General features: G+C 50.1%; 14 protein-coding genes. 5 read left to right on the top strand and 9 right to left on the bottom strand.

From position 1 onward, the window contains the following. Window positions 1-47 precede the first annotated feature (47 nt). Entirely contained in the window at window positions 48-2,510 is a 2,463-nt protein-coding gene (locus BDT_RS01815; protein WP_015089555.1) for a hypothetical protein, read from the top strand. 8 nt (window positions 2,511-2,518) lie between these two features. Here BDT_RS01815 and BDT_RS01810 read toward each other — a convergent pair whose 3' ends face one another. From BDT_RS01810 to BDT_RS01795, 4 genes are all read right to left on the bottom strand, one after another. Continuing rightward, window positions 2,519-2,827: a hypothetical protein gene (locus BDT_RS01810; protein ID WP_015089554.1), complete on the bottom strand. Its 309-nt coding sequence runs from the start codon at window positions 2,825-2,827 to the stop codon at window positions 2,519-2,521. Between the two features lie 82 nt (window positions 2,828-2,909). Next, a complete protein-coding gene (gene trmB, locus BDT_RS01805) occupies window positions 2,910-3,608 on the bottom strand; it encodes a tRNA (guanosine(46)-N7)-methyltransferase TrmB (RefSeq protein ID WP_015089553.1) in 699 nt (232 codons plus the stop codon). Then, window positions 3,577-4,614, bottom strand: coding sequence for a cation diffusion facilitator family transporter (locus BDT_RS01800; RefSeq protein ID WP_015089552.1), 1,038 nt, complete (start codon window positions 4,612-4,614; stop codon window positions 3,577-3,579). The genes trmB and BDT_RS01800 overlap by 32 nt, the downstream gene beginning before the upstream one ends. 44 nt (window positions 4,615-4,658) lie before the next feature. Then, window positions 4,659-5,657, bottom strand: coding sequence for a GGDEF domain-containing response regulator (locus tag BDT_RS01795; protein ID WP_015089551.1), 999 nt, complete (start codon window positions 5,655-5,657; stop codon window positions 4,659-4,661). A gap of 504 nt (window positions 5,658-6,161) precedes the next feature. Here BDT_RS01795 and leuS point away from each other — a divergent pair. Further along, complete coding sequence (leuS, locus tag BDT_RS01790; RefSeq protein WP_041576846.1) at window positions 6,162-8,552, top strand: leucine--tRNA ligase; 2,391 nt, start codon at window positions 6,162-6,164, stop codon at window positions 8,550-8,552. A gap of 85 nt (window positions 8,553-8,637) precedes the next feature. Next, entirely contained in the window at window positions 8,638-10,542 is a 1,905-nt protein-coding gene (speA, locus tag BDT_RS01785) for a biosynthetic arginine decarboxylase (protein ID WP_015089548.1), read from the top strand. Between the two features lie 73 nt (window positions 10,543-10,615). On the opposite strand, the gene BDT_RS01780 is transcribed toward speA, so the two are convergent. The 5 genes from BDT_RS01780 to BDT_RS01760 all read right to left on the bottom strand — a co-directional run bounded on the left by BDT_RS01780 (window position 10,616) and on the right by BDT_RS01760 (window position 15,998). Further along, window positions 10,616-11,506, bottom strand: a complete 891-nt coding sequence (locus BDT_RS01780) for a hypothetical protein (protein WP_041576845.1) — start codon at window positions 11,504-11,506, stop codon at window positions 10,616-10,618. Window positions 11,507-11,613: 107 nt separating this feature from the next. Continuing rightward, window positions 11,614-12,207 carry a hypothetical protein gene (locus BDT_RS01775; protein WP_041576844.1) on the bottom strand — a complete coding sequence of 198 codons (594 nt, stop codon included), beginning with the start codon at window positions 12,205-12,207 and terminating at the stop codon, window positions 11,614-11,616. Between the two features lie 76 nt (window positions 12,208-12,283). Next, the gene (locus tag BDT_RS01770) at window positions 12,284-13,303 is read right to left on the bottom strand and encodes an ABC transporter permease subunit (RefSeq protein WP_015089545.1); all 1,020 of its coding nucleotides are present in this window, start codon (window positions 13,301-13,303) and stop codon (window positions 12,284-12,286) included. Continuing rightward, entirely contained in the window at window positions 13,300-14,328 is a 1,029-nt protein-coding gene (locus tag BDT_RS01765) for an ABC transporter permease subunit (RefSeq protein ID WP_148278663.1), read from the bottom strand. Before BDT_RS01765 ends, BDT_RS01770 begins: the two co-directional genes overlap by 4 nt. Window positions 14,329-14,381: 53 nt before the next feature. Continuing rightward, window positions 14,382-15,998, bottom strand: coding sequence for a peptide-binding protein (locus tag BDT_RS01760; RefSeq protein ID WP_235046227.1), 1,617 nt, complete (start codon window positions 15,996-15,998; stop codon window positions 14,382-14,384). 154 nt (window positions 15,999-16,152) lie between these two features. Here BDT_RS01760 and BDT_RS01755 point away from each other — a divergent pair, with 154 nt between their 5' ends. Both BDT_RS01755 and BDT_RS01750 read left to right on the top strand, forming a co-directional pair. Beyond that, a complete protein-coding gene (locus BDT_RS01755) occupies window positions 16,153-17,208 on the top strand; it encodes an agmatinase family protein (protein ID WP_015089541.1) in 1,056 nt (351 codons plus the stop codon). Next, a complete protein-coding gene (locus BDT_RS01750; RefSeq protein WP_041576838.1) occupies window positions 17,201-17,560 on the top strand; it encodes an arsenate reductase family protein in 360 nt (119 codons plus the stop codon). The genes BDT_RS01755 and BDT_RS01750 overlap by 8 nt, the downstream gene beginning before the upstream one ends. Window positions 17,561-17,564 lie beyond the last annotated feature (4 nt).

Below are 17,564 nucleotides of genomic sequence, written 5' to 3'. Positions count from 1 at the left end.
TCAGAACCTCGACCGTCAGGCCGATAAAATTCTAGTCCGGGAGGATCATGAATATTCGGCACCTTTGGATTTTACTTCTTTCCTGCTTATTCTTAAGCGGCTGCACCATTGAGGCTGAACTGCTTCGTTTGGCCGCCGATGGTCTGCCGTCTCTAAGCCCACCTGAGGGAGGAAATCCTTCCAAGGTCACCGCCTCGTCCTTCAATGTGCGCACGAATTTCCCGGAAAGACGCGGGAACGCCCAACAGATCCATATCGGCAGCGACGGACAAATTATCTTTAATAGCGTCATTTACAATGACTACTACACGAACAGCTACTTCAAAAAGATAAACAACCAGGGTGCCCCGGTTGCCCTTTCCACCGGGAAGTCACAACAAGAGACTCCGTATTTTTCGCAAGCGCACTCGGCCTTAAATTCCACTGGCGACGTGATGGTGCAACTGGGTTACATTTACGATCCCTCGGGTGAATTCATCGGCCTTGTGAAAACAGATATCAATGGTGTCGTCGACACCAGTTTTAACAGCGGAAATCCTGTAAATATCAATCTGGATCAAACCAAATACATCGCCCGATGGCTGAAAGTGGATTCTTCAGAGCGAATCTATGTGATTGGGGAATTCACCGACACTGGCGTCAGCGAGATCTTTATCAGCCGCTATCTTACCAACGGCAGCCTCGACACCAGCTATGGCACCGCCGGATTTGCCAAAACGGATGTGAATTCCGCCTTCAGCATGCTTGAAGACTGCACCCTTCAAAGTGACCAAAAGATGGTGTGTGCCGGCGCGGCTGGGAACCAATTCTTTGTTGTCCGGTTCAACACAAGCGGTGTTCTGGATACAACCTTCTCCGGAGACGGCATTCTAACCGACTACTATCAAGCCACGATGTTCGATATGGACCGCATCCATTCTGTTATTACCAAGCCTGGCAAAATCTTCGGTCTGGGTCGCGGGACTGTCGCAGGTCCACGAATCATCGCTCTGAATGATGATGGCACCCGTGATAATACTTTTGCCACCAGCGGCCTTTTCAGCCTGGCCCCAAACTTTTCCTACACCGACCATATCACGTTAACATCTTCAGGCGATCTGCTGATCACAGGCAGCAAAGTAAACGGCGCCAACACCGAACTGCGGGTCGCCAAAGTCCTGGCAAATGGAACTTCGGATGCCAGCTTCGGGACCTCGGGACTTGTGTCGCTGAGCGATTTCAAAATCAAAAACACCGCCCTGAATAAAGTTGCGACTTCTGTGACCCTGGATGGATCCGACCGCATCTATCTGTATGGAATCTCCATCAGTCCGGACAGCCCTCGCGGTTACTACGTGACCAAACTGGAAAGTAACGGCAGTCTTGATAACTCTTTTGGCACTGCCGGAGTGCTCAGACCGCATTTTTTGATTTCTTCAAATGAACAGGTGAAGCGATCCTTAATACAGGGCGAAAATCTCCTGGTGGCCGGGACGATGCTTGAAGGAAGGGCCGTGTTTTTATCCAAAGAGCACAATTACGCACTCGACACCAACTTCGGAATTCAGGGGCACTTTACTTTTTACGCCGACAACTTCGAATATATTGAATACATGTTCCTGGCTGAAAATCCTGCTGGAGGCTACTTTCTGTCAGTGGATATCGGCAACGAGGCCACCCAGATAACGACTCAAAAAATTTTAAAAATCACCGCTGCGGGCGCTCTGGACACTTCATTTAATGGAACGGGCATCATCTCACTTCCCAACCCTGAAGCCATGTCGATGGGAATTACTGCCGCCGATGCAAATGGAAATCTGTACGTCCTGAACAAGCTTTGGGAAGGGGCTAACTCGGAGAAAATGATGATCTCCAAATACAATCCGGCCGGCGTCCTTGCTACAAGCTTTGGCAGTTCCGGGCAGCTTGTGACCACACTTGAAGTCTGGCCTTTGGACGCCACCTTCAGGAACGGCCGCTTGATGGTTGCGGGCAACAGCTATGATGATGCCTATGTCATCCGGTTTCTGCCTGACGGATCGCTTGATCTGACGTTTAACTCTGTCGGGTACACCATGCAAAGTATCAACATGGAAAACGAATACATGTCGCTTCACTTCGACAGCGATCAAAATGTTTCCCTGTTTTATGCAAACTATGATTCTGAAGAAAAGTTCATTCTGAAAATGGACCAAGATGGAGTTCCGGATGCGACTTGGGGCACGGGCGGCATCCTGGCTATACCGACGGCACCAGCAAACATGCTGACTTCAGCCGTCTGCGATTCTCAAGGAAGATGGCTTCTGACGGGAACGGAAAACTATAGAAAAGCCTTTATCGCCCGCCTGACTCCAGCCGGAACTCTGGACACCACTTTTGGCAACAACGGCTACGTGGTAGATGATGACTATTTGCAATTCAAAACAATAGCGATCGTTGCAGGTGACGGTATCCTTACAACTGGCGAAGTTAATAACAATGGCGTCATCGACGTTGCTGTTATCCCTTATGACAAGGATGGCGTTCGCTAGTGCAACTTTCAAAGAGCCCGCTTTTGAAAGTCCCTGCCAGGATCATCAGATTCATGATCGGGACGATCCAGACGACGGGCTTCTACCGGCTGCGGAACCGCGCAGCGCTCCCCTTCAACGCGTGACATATTGGTTTTTCGCCCAATGCCCGATTGATTTCGTCCATAACAAGGAATCACTGAGCTGCGCAAAACCGTGGTCGGCTCTGCCGGAGCCACAAAGTCAGTTTCGCGCGTGACAGCCGCACCGGCCTGTTCAAAGCCCAGCAGCAGAATCAAAGCAAGGAGTGCCAGAGTAGCCTTTAATAAAGAACCCATAGAAATCTCCTTCTATGGGCCCATTGTATCCCGAGTTCGGGACTAATTTTGAATTTTGCGTTTTAACGCTGGACCTAGAACCTTAGGCCTTTTGCAAACGGACGAAATTGATTTTGATGCCTTCACGCAGGAAGATTTTCTCAAAAGCCGTTTCGAAGTTTTGATCTTTCATTTCGGAATTATGCAGATCCTGAGTTTCAAAAATGATCTTGTACGGAGACTGACGGATTTCATCCATCGCCCACAGGAAGTACACCAAAGAATCCGTTTTGAAATTGATGAATGAACCCGGCTTTTGCAGACGGAACAGCAATTCCAGATTGTCTTTGCAGACGAAACGATTTTTCGGTTTCTTCGGCGACGTCCATGGATCCGGGAAATGGATATAGACGTTGTCGATCTCGCCTTCCGCAAAAAGATGATCAATGTTGAACGCATGAAAACGCGTGATCGCCGCATTTTTGCAGCCCGCATTCATGGCGCGACGGATGGACTGAATCAAAGGTTTGTATTTCAGTTCCAGGCCCACCAGCAGACGGTCGGAATGGGTTTTTGCGTGATGTGCAAAATAAGTCCCGTTCCCGGTGCCCACTTCCACGTCCATTGGCAAAGCCGGATCAGCTTTGAAAACGTCAGAACGCCATTTGCCTTTGTTCAGCGGAGCACGCAGCTCATCGAAAGCCACATGTGCGTATTCGCCGTTCAACGCCAGGGTGTAGGCATTCTGGTTGGGAAGGTCTTTGGTGATATTAATTTGTCTTCTTAGGGCCTGATCTGTCATGGGTCCCTTGATTAGTCGGACCCGGGTCATCGGTCAAGCTTTTCACAGAGAAGTCCTGTCTGTGGCGGAACGGCTGCAAACGAATCGGGCACTGAGGGACCTCGCAGCTGTCACAGTAGGATTTTTTACAAGGATCCAGGTGAAAAGCCAGCTCCCCGTCAAACTCATAATCCTTTACCACGGCCGCCTCAAATTCACCGGTCATGGCATGAACCTGAGAAACATCCCAATATTCCGGCACCACCATATGGGCGTCCACGTGATGGAAACGTCCCGAGCGGATCACCCGCAGATGGTGAATATTGATCACCCCGGGCACGCGGTTTTTTTCAAGCGCCCCGGCCAGAAGTTCGAGCGATTCCACATCCTGCTGGTCCATCAGACCCCCCAGGGATTCACGCACAATCTTGAATCCGGCATACGCCAGCTGCAAACCCACCAGCATGGCGATCACCGGATCCAGCCATTGAATTCCGGTCAGCAGCACCAGCCCCAAACCCACCATCACACCCGCGGTTGTCAGCACGTCGGACAGTACGTGGGCCCCGCTGGCTTTCAGTGCGTCGGACTGATGGGTCGTCCCCACTCGCTTCAGATACAAACCCAAAGCCAGATTCACCAAAGCAGCTCCGCCGACAATCAGTAAACCCACTTCCAGCTTCTGGGTCGGTTCGTGATAAATCAATGCCTTGGCGGCCTCGGCAATAATCATGATCGCGGCAAAGAAAATCATCCCGCCTTCAAAGGCGGAAGAAAAATATTCGGCTTTGCCATGACCATAAGGATGATCCTCGTCCGCCGGTTGAGCGGCAATACGAATCACAAACAGCGCCACGATGGCGGCAATGACATTCACGATGCTTTCCAACGCATCCGACAAAACCGCCGTGGAGCCCGTCAGACGATAGGCGACAACCTTCATCGTGAATATCACGACACTGGCGATGGCAGAAATCCATGCGGCACGATTACGGATTTTATCAGCGGACGAAACAGAGCTTTGCATATAAGAGCGTTTTCTTAGATACCCCGGACGAGGTCAATGACTAATTAGCCAGCAGCCTTACGGCGCTTATGAATGGCAGATTTGATTTCCACCACAGGTGCAGCTTCGGGCTTGTAATGAGCCACTTGATTGCGTCCCGCACGCTTGGCTTCATAAAGCGCGTGGTCGGCACGACGAACCAGTTCACGGGCACTGATATTTTCACCCGGAATTGTGATGGCAAAGCCCAAAGAAGCGGTCAGCTTCATTGAGTCTTCCCCATTGCGGAAGGTGGTCTTTTCGATATTTTCACGCAAGCGTTCACAGAAATACATCGCACCGGCGTGATTGGTTTCCGTCAGCACCATCAGGAACTCATCCCCTCCGTAACGGGCTGGGATATCGATATTGCGGGTGTTGGCGCGAATGATCTTGCCGACTTCCAAAAGCACATAGCTGCCGAACAGATGGTCATGACCGTCATTCACGGTTTTGAAATAGTCCATATCCATCATCACGACACAGACATCACGGTGGAAACGACGACCGCGCTCCATCTCGAAGTCCAGACGTTGATACAGCGAACGCATGTTGTACAGACCCGTCAGGTCATCGGTATCAACAAGCTCTTTGAGTTTTTCATTGGCGAAAAGCAACTGCTCGTGCAAATCACGGATACGCAGCTGCGAGCGAATGCGCGCCAGAAGTTCCAGCGGCACAAATGGTTTTACGATGTAGTCATCCGCACCCGAGTCCAGAGCCTCGATAATCGCTTCGGTGCTGGAATTTTCCGACACAAACACGCAGGAAACGTGAGACAGACGCTCACGCACGGATTTCAACACCCGCAAACCCGCCATGGAAGGCGCCATCCAGTCCAAAATAACAATGTGAGGGATCCAGGATTCAATCAGCTTATGAGCTTCCGCCTCGGTGGTCACACCGCGCGCGTCGTAGCCCTCCCAGCGCAATGGCTCCAGGAGAATTTCCAGGCTGTCCTTGTCGTCGTCGATTACTAGAATACGGCGACTTTTAGGTTGTTTGGGGCTGACTTCAAAACTCATCTACATACCAGTGTAACGTTTGGGATACTGATCGGTTAATTCTGGGAATTATTTAGACAATTTTCTAATCATAAGACTGGGTAACCAAACTTTAATCCTGCCCCGCCGGGAGAAGGACTGGTGGCTGAGCTCCGGCGCTTCGGACAGTCCTCGCTCGGTGGGTTCTTCCATATTTACAGGCCCTTTGGCTCGTCGGGGGCACCTTGCATCCCACACTTCCCCGGACCTGCGGAACTTGCGGCGGAGCTCAGCCCCCACCCCTTCCCCCTCAGACAGATCTTGTTGGTGCGCCCGCGCGCGAAGTGCCGGCTATTTGGAGACAACGTGATGCGCTTCGACTGGATTGGGATTTGTGGACTTTGGGCCGGGGATTTTTCTTACATTTTCTGTGTTTTGTGGAGGGGTCTGATGTGGGCGCTAAGGGGGTCTTATTCGTTGAATTGTCTGGGGTTTTTCGTTAATTATGGTTGTGGTGTTTTTCTTTGAATTTTGAAGGATGTTTTTATGAGTTTGAACTTCACCGAGTACGAAGCAAAGTGGCAGAAAAGATGGATGGACGCGAAAGCGTTTCAGGCTGAGACAACCAGCTCCAAGCCGAAATATTATGCCCTGGATATGTTCCCTTACCCTTCGGCTTCCGGGTTGCATGTGGGTCACATGGCCTCTTACACTCCGGGCGATATTATTTCCCGCTACAAACGTGTGAACGGGTTCAACGTTCTTCATCCGATGGGTTATGACGCTTTCGGTTTGCCTGCTGAACAGTATGCGATCCAGACAGGTGTTCACCCTGCAATCACCACCAAGAAAGCTATCGACAGCTTCCGCAAAACATTGCAGACGTTTGGCTTCAGCTTTGACTGGAGCCGCGAGATCTCCACTTGTGAGCCTGATTATTACAAGTGGACCCAGTTCATCTTCCTGAAGCTTTATGAGCGTGGTCTGGCTTACCAGAAAGAAGTTCCAGTGAACTGGTGCCCGGCTTTGAAAACTGTTTTGGCCAACGACGAAGTTGTCGACGGCAAGTCCGAGCGTGGTGGTCACCCGGTGATCCGCGTTCCGATGAAACAGTGGATGCTGAAAATCACGGACTATGCTGAACGCCTTCTGAATGATCTGGATAAACTGGACTGGCCGGAAAGAACCAAAGAAGGTCAGCGCAACTGGATCGGAAAATCCGAAGGTGCGCGCATCACCTTCCAGGTTCACGGCGAAAAAGACACCTTCGAAGTCTTCACCACCCGTCCGGACACCTTGTTCGGTGTGACTTTCATGGTGATGGCTCCGGAACATCCGCTGGTTAAAAAAATCACGTCCCAGCCGCAATACACGGCGGTGGAAAATTATATCGCTGACACGGCGAAAAAATCCGAAGTGGACCGCAAGGCTTCCACGGAAAAAACCGGCGTGTTCACCGGGGCGCATGCGACCCATCCGATCACGGGCGACAAAATCGAAATCTGGATTTCTGATTATGTGCTGATGGATTACGGCACAGGGGCCATCATGGCTGTTCCAGGTCACGATGCCCGCGACTTTGAGTTCGCAACCAAATTCAACATCCCAATCAAGTCCGTTCTTGAAAGTGATCTGCTGCCATTTGAAGGCGACAGCATCATGATCAACTCTGAATTCCTGGACGGCCTGAATAAAACTGAAGCCATCTCCAAAATGCTGAAGCACCTGGAAGAAAACAAACTGGGTGTTCGCGAAGTTCAGTACAAGCTGCGTGACTGGTTGTTCAGCCGTCAGCGCTACTGGGGCGAGCCGTTCCCGATTGTTCACTTTGCTGACGGATCCAAAGGGGTTCCAGTCAATGAACTTCCGGTGATTCTGCCGGAAGTCGCTGACTACGAACCAGCTGACACTGGCGAAGCACCTTTGGCCCGCAACGCGGACTGGGTGAAGTACATGGATGGCGATAAAGAAGGCCGTCGTGAGACCGACACCATGCCGGGTGCGGCGGGTTCTTCCTGGTACTTCCTGCGTTACATTGATCCGAAAAACACCGAAGCTCCGTTCAGCCCCGAGGCTGAAAAGTACTGGATGCCAGTCGACCTTTACGTCGGCGGTCCTGAGCACACGGTCGGTCATTTGCTGTATGCCCGCTTCTGGACAAAGGTTCTTTTTGACTGCGGTCTTGTGACCCACGATGAACCGTTCCAGAAATTGGCGCATCAGGGGATGATCCTGGGCCCGGATGGCGAGAAAATGTCGAAATCCCGTGGAAACGTGATTTCTCCGGAAGACATTGCCCGTTCCCACGGTGCCGATGCTTTGAGAACCTTTATCAGCTTCATGGGTCCGGTGGACAAGGATAAACCTTGGGCTCCGACTGGTATCGACGGTGTAAGACGCTTCCTGGATCGTATCACCCGCCTTGTGGTGAATGACGACGGTCAACTGGTGGCAACTTCCGAGGCTTTGACTCCGGAGATTGAGAAATTAGTTCACAAAACGATTAAAAAAGTCACAGAAGACATCGAGTCCATGAGCTTTAACACTGCGATCAGCGCCATGATGATCCTGGTGAACGAGCTTTACCGTGCAGAATGCCGCTCTGTTTTGGCCGTTAAACCGCTGGTACAGATTCTGGCTCCGTTTGCCCCGCATTTGGCTGAAGAATTGTGGGAAAAAATGAACGGAGAGGGACTTTGCGCTTTGGCTCCATGGCCAAAATATGATAACACCCTGTGCGCTGATGACACTGTGACAATTGGCGTGCAAGTGAATGGAAAAATGCGCGGCACGATCGAAATTGGCGTGGCAGCCTCCGAACAGGAAGCTCTTGCCGCGGCGAAAGCCGTTCAACAGGTGGCAGCTGTGCTTGGCGATAAGAATCCCGACAAGGTGATTTACAAAGCCGGCAAAATTTTGAACTTGATCGTTAAATAACTGGGTTCTTTTACCGAAAAGGACCCCTGAAAAAACAACGTGGGGTCCTTTTATCCGGGCCCCCTAGTCGTGAGGGCCAGAAGAGATGTCTAATTGGAGTCCTGAAAAAAGCGCTGAGCTTTATGGGATCAACAACTGGGGCAACGGTTATTTCAGAATTAACAGCGCAGGCAATGTTGCTGTCACTCCGATGGGTGCCACAGGTCCGACAGTGGATCTGCATGAGCTGACCCAAGATCTTTTGGACCGCGGTATCCGCGTTCCCATCATGATTCGTTTTCCGGAAATTATTAAATCCCGCGTGGAGCTTTTGAACGGCTGCTTCCAAAAAGCATTTGCTGATCATGGTTACAAAGGCCAGTACCGTGGCGTTTACCCGATCAAGGTGAATCAACAGCGTCACCTGGTTCAGGAGCTGGTGAAATACGGCAAAGACTACTCCATGGGTCTTGAAGCAGGCTCCAAGCCTGAGCTTCTGGTTGTTCTGGCTTTGATGAACACTCCGGACGCGCTGATCATCTGCAACGGCTTCAAAGACTGGGAATACATCGAAACTGCGATCCTGTCTCAGAAACTGGGCCGCAACACCATCATCGTGGTGGATCGTAAAGAAGAATTGAAAATGATCGTGGACGTGGCGAAAAAGTTCAACGCCCGTCCAAAAATCGGTTTCCGGGCGAAGCTGAACACTCAGGGTGCCGGCAAATGGGTTGACTCCTCTGGTGCCCGCTCCAAGTTCGGTCTGACTTCGACTGAAATCGTGGAAGGCGTTGAGTTCCTGAAAAACGAAGGCATGCTGGATTGCCTGGAACTGCTGCACTACCACATTGGCTCTCAGGTTCCTCAGATCCAGTCCATCAAGTCCTCTTTGAAAGAGGGCGCACGCTTCTACACTGAGCTGTACAAAATGGGCGCAGGCCTGAAGTACATCGACGTGGGCGGCGGTCTGGGTGTGGACTATGACGGTTCCGGCCACTCTGACAGCTCTGTGAACTATTCTGAGCAGGAATACGCCAACGACATCGTGTCTGTGCTTCAGACATTGTGTGATGAAAAAGGCATTCCACATCCAAACATCGTGACTGAGTCCGGCCGCTTCCTGGTGGCTCACCACTCGGTTTTGGTGTTCAACGTGATGGGCGTGAACGATCTTCACCGCCATGAACCGCCTCGTCCAGCGACGAAAGCGGATCATTCCATCATGCAGGACATGCAGTACATCTATGAAAAGGTGAATAAAGACAATATCAACGAGTGCTTCAATGACCTTGAACAGGCCAAACAAGAAACTCTGCAATTGTTCACTTACGGCGTCCTAAGCCTTGAACAGCGTGCATGGTGTGAATCCATGTACTTTGCGATCGCAACCAAGATGATCAAACTGGCGCGCGCGACTCCGGATTGCGAAGACATCGTGGCGGCTCTGGGTAAAGAGCTGTGTGACACTTACTTCTCCAACTTCTCTGTGTTCCAGTCTGTACCGGATTCATGGGCGGTAGGTCAGTTGTTCCCGGTGATCCCTATTCACCGTCTGGGCGAAGAGCCTAAACGTGAAGCGACTTTGGCGGATCTGACGTGTGACTCTGACGGTGTGATTGAAAAGTTCATCGACACAGCTTCCGGCGAACCGAAAGAAACCATCCGCCTGCATCAGTTCACTGATGGCCAGCAGTACTACATGGGTGTGTTCCTGACCGGCGCCTACCAGGAGATCCTGGGCGATTTGCACAACTTGTTCGGGGATACTGATGCAGTTCACATCTCTTTGAACGGCGTGGGCTACACTATTGACCACTACGTTCCAGGCGACACGGTGACTGAGGTTCTGTCTTACGTTCAGTACGGCCGCTCTGAAATGGTCGACAGCGTTCGTCAGGCGACGGAAGAATCCATCCAGCGAGGCTCGATCACCAAACAAGAAGCCAAACTTCTGATCAAGCACTACGAAGAAGGTCTTTCCGGTTACACATACCTGGAAGAAGCCGAGTAACCCAAAAGGTTCCTGGTTCTTTTTTGGAAAACTTCAAAGCGGCGAACAACAGTTCGCCGCTTTTTTTTAACCATCACTCAACCACTTCCGTATCGGCTTGAGTGATCGCAGGCTTTCCACAACCCGAATATGCGACCGTTGTGATTTTATCAGAAGATCTCATCGTCACGACCCCATCATCAAACCCGCAGGCCGCACGGTGCAGACCGTCCGAAGAAACACTGTACACGTTCTGGGTCACGCCGCCCTTCACATGGCTGACATTCCCACTGATCTGAACAAAACCTGCGCCTTTGGCTGCGTCTTCGTCGGGGATGAAATCATAGAAGGAAACTCCGGTGATCTGATGCTGAACACCCTCCAAGGTGGAGGTTTCCTCAAACTCGCGATCAATCTGAATCGCCCCGCTGGCAAGGCGCGTGTGGGTGTGAGTGGACTGAATGTTTCGAATCAAGCCCGCCTTACCATAAACATCAACATCGGTATCGATCACCGAGATCACGACGCCGTTTTCTTCTTCACGGGTGCTGATCAGATTCACGACGCCTTTAACTTCGCGGCAGGAATATTCATACAAGATCTCGCGACGAGTGTCCGAGTCCTCTTTCACCGTTCGTTTTACACAAGAGCCTTTGGGCAAAACCAGACCCTTGCCCGAAGCAAAGGATATATTTAAGAAAGGATCCTGCATGATATCGCCCAGAGCTGCGTTGTGAGAGTCAGAATCCAACTGGTCGCAGACCTCGCCGACCACCTCGGAATCAGGCACCGTTTCCGAATCATCACTGGGGTCGTCAGTGGAATCATCAGCATTGTCATCGCTGGTGGAATCGTCTGTTGTGGTGGTTTCTTCAGAGGTTTTAGAACTGAAATCATCAGTGAAAGACACCGGCGTTTTACAAGAGCTCAGCATCAGAGCCAGAAACAATCCCCAGATTCCCGCGTACATCCTTTTGGACATCATAAGATCCCCCCGCACGAACACGTGCGTTTGATGGGATCAGGTTAGGGGGAAAGTATTGAGGGACTATGCAAGCCCCTCAAGAATGAAAAGAATCTCGAACTGATATATTACTTTAGACCCGCATTGAGACTGGAGGTCATTTTAACCGCAGTTGGGATCACAACCGCAGGACACCGTGGATAATCACGGCGGGATTTATAAGCCAGACGGTCCTCGGAAACCTCACGGCTCATTTCGTATCCAGCAGCGGTTTTTACAAACTTGTATTTGATCACAGTGTCCCGATTCAAAGTCTTTTTCTCGAACGAGTACAAACGGCAGAAACCATCATACTTGTTGTCGTTGTAGGTCACCTGGGAACGGGACAGGCTTGTGAACTCAACAGTGCCATCCGCATAGATACGACCCTGCTCTATGCCTTTGGAGTTTACCAGCTTGTTGCCGTCGATTTTCAAGGACACCGGCAGATCATTCCAGCCACCCAGCTGTTCGCACTCATAAAAAGAAAAACCAAGTTCAACATTTTCAGGGGTTTGATCCAAATTCAAAGCCACTGTGCATTTTACGTTACGAACGTCAGCAGAGCCATCCAAACGGAAGTACTTGGCTGTCATTTCGCCAGCACCTTTGATTTTACCAAGAACTTGAGCCTGAGCAGACATTGCGAACACAGATACGAGAGCGAACAAGACAGCTTTCATGATTCCCCCGAAACTAAATTGGTAATTGCTTGGAGCATATATAAAAAAAGGTGGCCTGAGCCACCTTTTTCTTTAATTACATTTTGGAGTCGAAAGCGTCGCGGACTGCAAGACCGATGTTGATCAACAAGGTCAGAGTCAGAACCAGAGCCACCATCGGTCCCCAAACAATCCACTCTGCAATCGTGAACCATTTTTGAGCCTGAGCCAGCAACTCCCCCCAAGAAGGAGTCGGCGGACGAAGACCCAAGCCCAGGTAATCCAGGAAGGACAACGTATTCACGCCACCAGCGATAAAGAACGGCGCAAACGTCACAATCGGAGTCAGACCATTCGGCAGGATGTGTTTACCGATGATGCGGGAATGATTTGCACCAATCGCTTTCGCAGCCTCAACGTACTCACGCTTTCTCAAAGACAGGAACTGGGCACGCATGTAAGCAGAAATCCCGGTCCAGCTGAAGATCGCAAAGAACCCGATCAACAACGGCAAGCTTGGAGTAAAGATCGAGATGATGGTCAAAAGAACAATCAGAATCGGAGTACTTTCCACGATCTCAACCAGACGCTGACCAATCAAATCGGTCTTGCCGCCCATGTAACCCATGACCGCACCGATCGTGATACCGATAGCATAAGTCGCCAACCAGGATCCGATCGCGAACAACATCGTGTAACGGAAGCCGTACAACAGACGAGTCATCACGTCACGACCGCTCTCATCCGTACCCAACCAGTTTACCTTGGTTGGAGGGGATGGATATGTATCCACAAGCTTGTTGCTTTCATACGGGTCCCACTGAATGACCGGCCATACAGCCCAATCACCCTCTTTCATTTCAAGCTCGCGATAGTCCATCACATAGATGTCATCACGGCCGAAAGCAGTTGGGTGATAGTCCTTGAACAATGGGAAGAACAGCTTCCCGTTGTAGCTCATCACGTGGGGGTGATTGTTGGCCCAAAGTTCCGCCGTGAAGCTCACGAAGAACATAGCCAAAAGAATCCAAACAGAGACAACAGCGACACGGTCGCGCTTAAATCGCTTATATCTCTTCAGCGTCAATTCATTGCGAATAAGATATTTTTCGATCATTTGAAGTCAATCCTTGGATCAATAAGAACATAAATGATGTCAGAGAAAATACGTCCGAACATCAAAAGCAAAGACGAAATAAATGTCAGACCCATGATCACGTTATAATCACGTGCCATGATGGACTGATAGCCCAGCAAACCGATACCGTCCAAATTGAACATCTGTTCGATGATCAAAGAACCCGCCAGGAAAGCCCCGAAGAAGCCACCCAAACCGGTTGCGATCGGGATCAAAGCATTGCGAAGAGCGTGCTTGAAGATAACCACATTGTCAGAAAGACCCTTGGCGCGCGCTGTACGAACAAAGTCGGACTTCACAACATCCAGCATGGAATTTCGCATCAAAGTGGAAAGCTCTGTGAAACCACCGATCATGTAACAGATCAACGGCAGCACAAAGTGGTGCGCGCGATCCACGATCTTACCCCACGTAGTCAGCACTTCGTAATCGTCCGAGTGCAAACCGCCCAATGGGAACATATTCAGTTTCCCGGCGAACACAACGATCAGGAAGATACCCAAAACCAATGGAGGGATGGAGTACGTTAGATTCAGAATAATAGTGGTGATACGGTCAAACGCGCCGCCGGCCTTGATGGCCTTGCGAACACCCAGAGGGATACACACCAGATAAGTCAGGATCAAAGAGGCGATACCGAACTGCAAGGACACCGGGAACTTACTTTTGATCACATCAATGACCGGTTCCTGGTAGGTGAAGCTTTCACCGAAATCCAAACGGGACAGATTTTTAAGCCAGATGATGTAACGTTCGTGCAAAGGCTTGTCGAAACCGTATTGTTTCTTCAAGGCCTCAATCACTTCTTCGTTAACTGCGGAATCACCGCGACTGTTAACGCCAGCAGCCCCGCCGCCGCCACCTGCAGAACCGAAGCGAATAGCTTGCAGTTTCTGTTCAATGGGGCTGCCCGGAGCCAGATTGATAAGAACGAAAGTCATGATGGTGATCCCGAAGAATGTCGGGATCATCAGTAGTAATCGGCGAATCAGGTAAACGATCAAAGCCCTACTCCCAAACTAATAAGAGACAGATGAACAAATCCAGAGGAAGAAGCCTATTGAGGCTTCATCCACCAGTAGTCTGTACCAATTTCGTACTTAAATGTCTCTGCAGGAGTGCCCATGCGTGAAGAATTTGCATAGAATACGTACTTGTCGTTGAACAGGAACGCGTATGGAGCGTCTTCAGCGATTCTTCTGTAAACTTCTTTCAACTTAACAACACGTTTTGCTTTATTCGGCTCAACGCGAGCTTCGTCGATCAGCTTGTCAACTTCAGGGTTTTTGTAACCGATGAAGTTAGAACCACCCGGGATCGCACCGGAAGAGTGCCAGATTTGTTTTGGATCCGGATCAACAGAACCACCACCCCAAGCCATGGTCACAGCGTCGAAGTTACCTTCGTCAACCAGCTTCAGGAAGGAGTTCCACTCAAGATACTTAAGTTCCATGTCGATACCCGCTTTTTTCAGGTCTTCACGGTACATAGTCCAATATTTCTCTACGTCTTTATTAGGATAGATCAAAGTGAACTTGAACTCAGATTTCTTGCCGTTAACGGTTTTTTCAAGAACACCGTTTTTATCAGCGTCAGCCCAACCGGCTTTAGCCAGCAATTCCTGAGCTTTCTTCGGATTGAATTCCAAAGCTTTGTTGCCTGGGTTGTATTCGGATTTGATGTAAACCGCGCCATTGGCAAGGTCAGACATGCCATAACGGAACTTTTTGTTCATCTCTTCACGGTTCAACAGGTGAGCCAAAGCCACACGCACGTTTTTGTCCTGGAACAATTCTTTGCGGAAGTTCCAGCCCACAAAACCGTAAGACTTAGGAGCGCTGTTCGCAACTTTGTGCTTAAGAACAGTTTTGCCCCAAGGAGCGCCTTCAGTTTTTTTCATGAAGGATTCGATACGCAGGTCAAGGTAATCAAGCTCACCTTTTTTAGCGCGCTCAAGTTGAACGTTTTCGTCTTTGTAGAAACGAAGAGTCACAGTGTCGAAGTTGTAAGCGCCTTTGTACAAAGGATCGCTCAAGCCCCACCATTTGTCGAATTTCTTCAACTGGATCATTTGACCACGGTCAAATTTGGACATGGAGTATGCGCCCGTGCAGATCAACTGACGGTTCATTTTTTTGGATTTCTCAACATCGCCATAGATATGCTTAGGGATGATGGTCAAACCCGCAGCAGATTCAAAGTTTTTGAAGTACATGTCTTTAGCTGTGAATTTCACAGTGTGAGCGTCAACAACTTCAACTTTGGAAAGACCTTCGTAGTATGGACGAAGGTGAGCTGCTTCATATTTTGGTTCGAAGATCGCGTCGAAGGAGAACTTAACGTCTTCAGCAGTTACCGGCTTGCCGTCATGGAAGACTGCGTTTTTACGAAGGAAGAATGTGAAAGTTTTGTTATCTTTGGAAACTTCCCATTTCTCAGCCAAACGAGGTTTCCAGTCATAAGTCTCAGAGTCACGAGACAAAAGACCTTCACACACCATTGCTTGCACGTTGGAACCGTACACGTCTGTGCTTGTGATCGGATGAACTGTAGGTGGTTCACCGCCAAGGTTGTTTACGAAATTTCCGCCTTTTGGTGCAGAAGCATTTGGTGCTGCTGCGAAAGCGGGAGCTGTCAAAGCTGAGCTCAGTGCAAGAGCCAGGAGTCCCTTCATATTCATTGTGTTTCCTCCAAAGAATTTCGCTGGGAATTTAAGTGGTTCCCAAAGTTGGGTTAAAATGGGTTATGCGACAAAAATAATCAAGTTATTGCTCGATTGACGCCGCGCTTAAATGCTATACCATGGGGGCTAATTTAAGGAGTAAAAAATGTCTGAAAAGACTGTGAAATTCGACCCGACAACCACCATCTCTGCAGAGTTCGGAATCTTCGGAATTCCGATGACCGAAGACGAGTCCAAGGTCGTTCTAGTTCCAGTTCCCTGGGAAGTAACCACCTCTTATGGCGAAGGCGCTTCTCGCGGGCCTCAGATCATCCGCCAAGCCAGTGAACAGATTGACCTTTTCGACATTGAAGTCGGCAAAGCCTACGAAGTCGGCTACCACATGCGCGATTTCCCTGAAGACCTGTGCAACATGAACGACAAGTTCAAGGCCGTGGCTCAGGAACTGATCGGAATGCGCACCAACATGAGCGACGACGAAGCCAAAATGAACAAGCTGGCTTCCCAGGTGAACGAAGCCTGCGAAGAGATGACCCAATGGGTTTACGACCAGTGCTCTAACGTCCTGAAAAAGGGCAAGCTGCTGGGTCTGGTTGGTGGCGATCACTCCACCCCGCTTGGAGCCATCCGCGCCGTCAGCGATAAACTCAAAGGCGAGTTCGGCGTTTTGCACATCGATGCTCACGCGGATCTGCGCACGGCTTACCAGGGCTTCAAACAATCCCACGCTTCCATCATGTACAACGTGATGACTGATGCTAAAAAGCCTCAGAAGCTGGTTCAAGTCGGCATCCGTGACTTCTGCGAGGAAGAATACGACTTCAGCAACTCCCGTGAAGACATCAAGACCTTCTACGACCTGGAGCTGAAACGCCGCATGCTGAAAGGCGAAACCTGGGAACAAGTCTGCAAAGACATCATCAAAGAACTTCCGCAGAACGTGTACATCTCTTTTGATATCGACGGTCTGGATCCGGCCTTCTGCCCTCACACTGGCACACCTGTTCCGGGCGGCTTGAGCGTGGATCAGGTCTTCTTCCTGTTCCGTGAAGTGCATGCTTCCGGCCGCAAGATCGTGGCTTTTGACCTGAATGAAGTTTCCACCGGCGGCTTGCCTGAAGGCGAAGTTGAATGGGATGGCAACGTGGGCGCGCGTATTTTGTACAAAATGTGCGGCTGGTTGGTGAAATCCAATGCTTAAGGTTTACGAGTACGCGAAGTGTTCCACCTGCGTGAAGGCTTTGAAATTTCTCGACGGCAAAAAGGTCAAATACGACAAACTGCCGATCGTCGACAAAGCCCCGACACAAAAAGAGCTGAAAGAAATGCTTTCGGCTTTGAAAGAGCGTGGCGGCAGCATCCGCAACCTGTTTAACACTTCAGGTGTGATGTACAAGGAAATGAAATTAAGCGAAAAGCTTCCATCCATGACCGAGGCAGAATGCCTGAAACTTCTTTCTGAAAACGGCAAACTGGTGAAGCGTCCGTTCGTCATCGGCGACAACACTCATCTGGTCGGATTCAAAGAAGATGAATGGAAAAAAGTTTTCTAAATAA

It is taken from the genome of Bdellovibrio bacteriovorus str. Tiberius, assembly GCF_000317895.1.
Lineage (GTDB): Bacteria > Bdellovibrionota > Bdellovibrionia > Bdellovibrionales > Bdellovibrionaceae > Bdellovibrio > Bdellovibrio bacteriovorus_F.
This window is presented reverse-complemented; position numbering and strand designations above follow the sequence as displayed.

Excerpts from the sequence above, each read along its gene's own strand:
- BDT_RS01815 (WP_015089555.1), top strand. The coding sequence starts at position 48 with ATGAATATTCGGCACCTTTGGATTTTACTTCTTTCCTGCTTATTCTTA.
- BDT_RS01810 (WP_015089554.1), bottom strand. The coding sequence starts at position 2,827 with ATGGGTTCTTTATTAAAGGCTACTCTGGCACTCCTTGCTTTGATTCTG.
- trmB (WP_015089553.1), bottom strand. The coding sequence starts at position 3,608 with ATGACAGATCAGGCCCTAAGAAGACAAATTAATATCACCAAAGACCTT.
- BDT_RS01800 (WP_015089552.1), bottom strand. The coding sequence starts at position 4,614 with ATGCAAAGCTCTGTTTCGTCCGCTGATAAAATCCGTAATCGTGCCGCA.
- BDT_RS01795 (WP_015089551.1), bottom strand. The coding sequence starts at position 5,657 with ATGAGTTTTGAAGTCAGCCCCAAACAACCTAAAAGTCGCCGTATTCTA.
- leuS (WP_041576846.1), top strand. The coding sequence starts at position 6,162 with ATGAGTTTGAACTTCACCGAGTACGAAGCAAAGTGGCAGAAAAGATGG.
- speA (WP_015089548.1), top strand. The coding sequence starts at position 8,638 with ATGTCTAATTGGAGTCCTGAAAAAAGCGCTGAGCTTTATGGGATCAAC.
- BDT_RS01780 (WP_041576845.1), bottom strand. The coding sequence starts at position 11,506 with ATGATGTCCAAAAGGATGTACGCGGGAATCTGGGGATTGTTTCTGGCT.
- BDT_RS01775 (WP_041576844.1), bottom strand. The coding sequence starts at position 12,207 with ATGAAAGCTGTCTTGTTCGCTCTCGTATCTGTGTTCGCAATGTCTGCT.
- BDT_RS01770 (WP_015089545.1), bottom strand. The coding sequence starts at position 13,303 with ATGATCGAAAAATATCTTATTCGCAATGAATTGACGCTGAAGAGATAT.
- BDT_RS01760 (WP_235046227.1), bottom strand. The coding sequence starts at position 15,998 with ATGAAGGGACTCCTGGCTCTTGCACTGAGCTCAGCTTTGACAGCTCCC.
- BDT_RS01755 (WP_015089541.1), top strand. The coding sequence starts at position 16,153 with ATGTCTGAAAAGACTGTGAAATTCGACCCGACAACCACCATCTCTGCA.
- BDT_RS01750 (WP_041576838.1), top strand. The coding sequence starts at position 17,201 with ATGCTTAAGGTTTACGAGTACGCGAAGTGTTCCACCTGCGTGAAGGCT.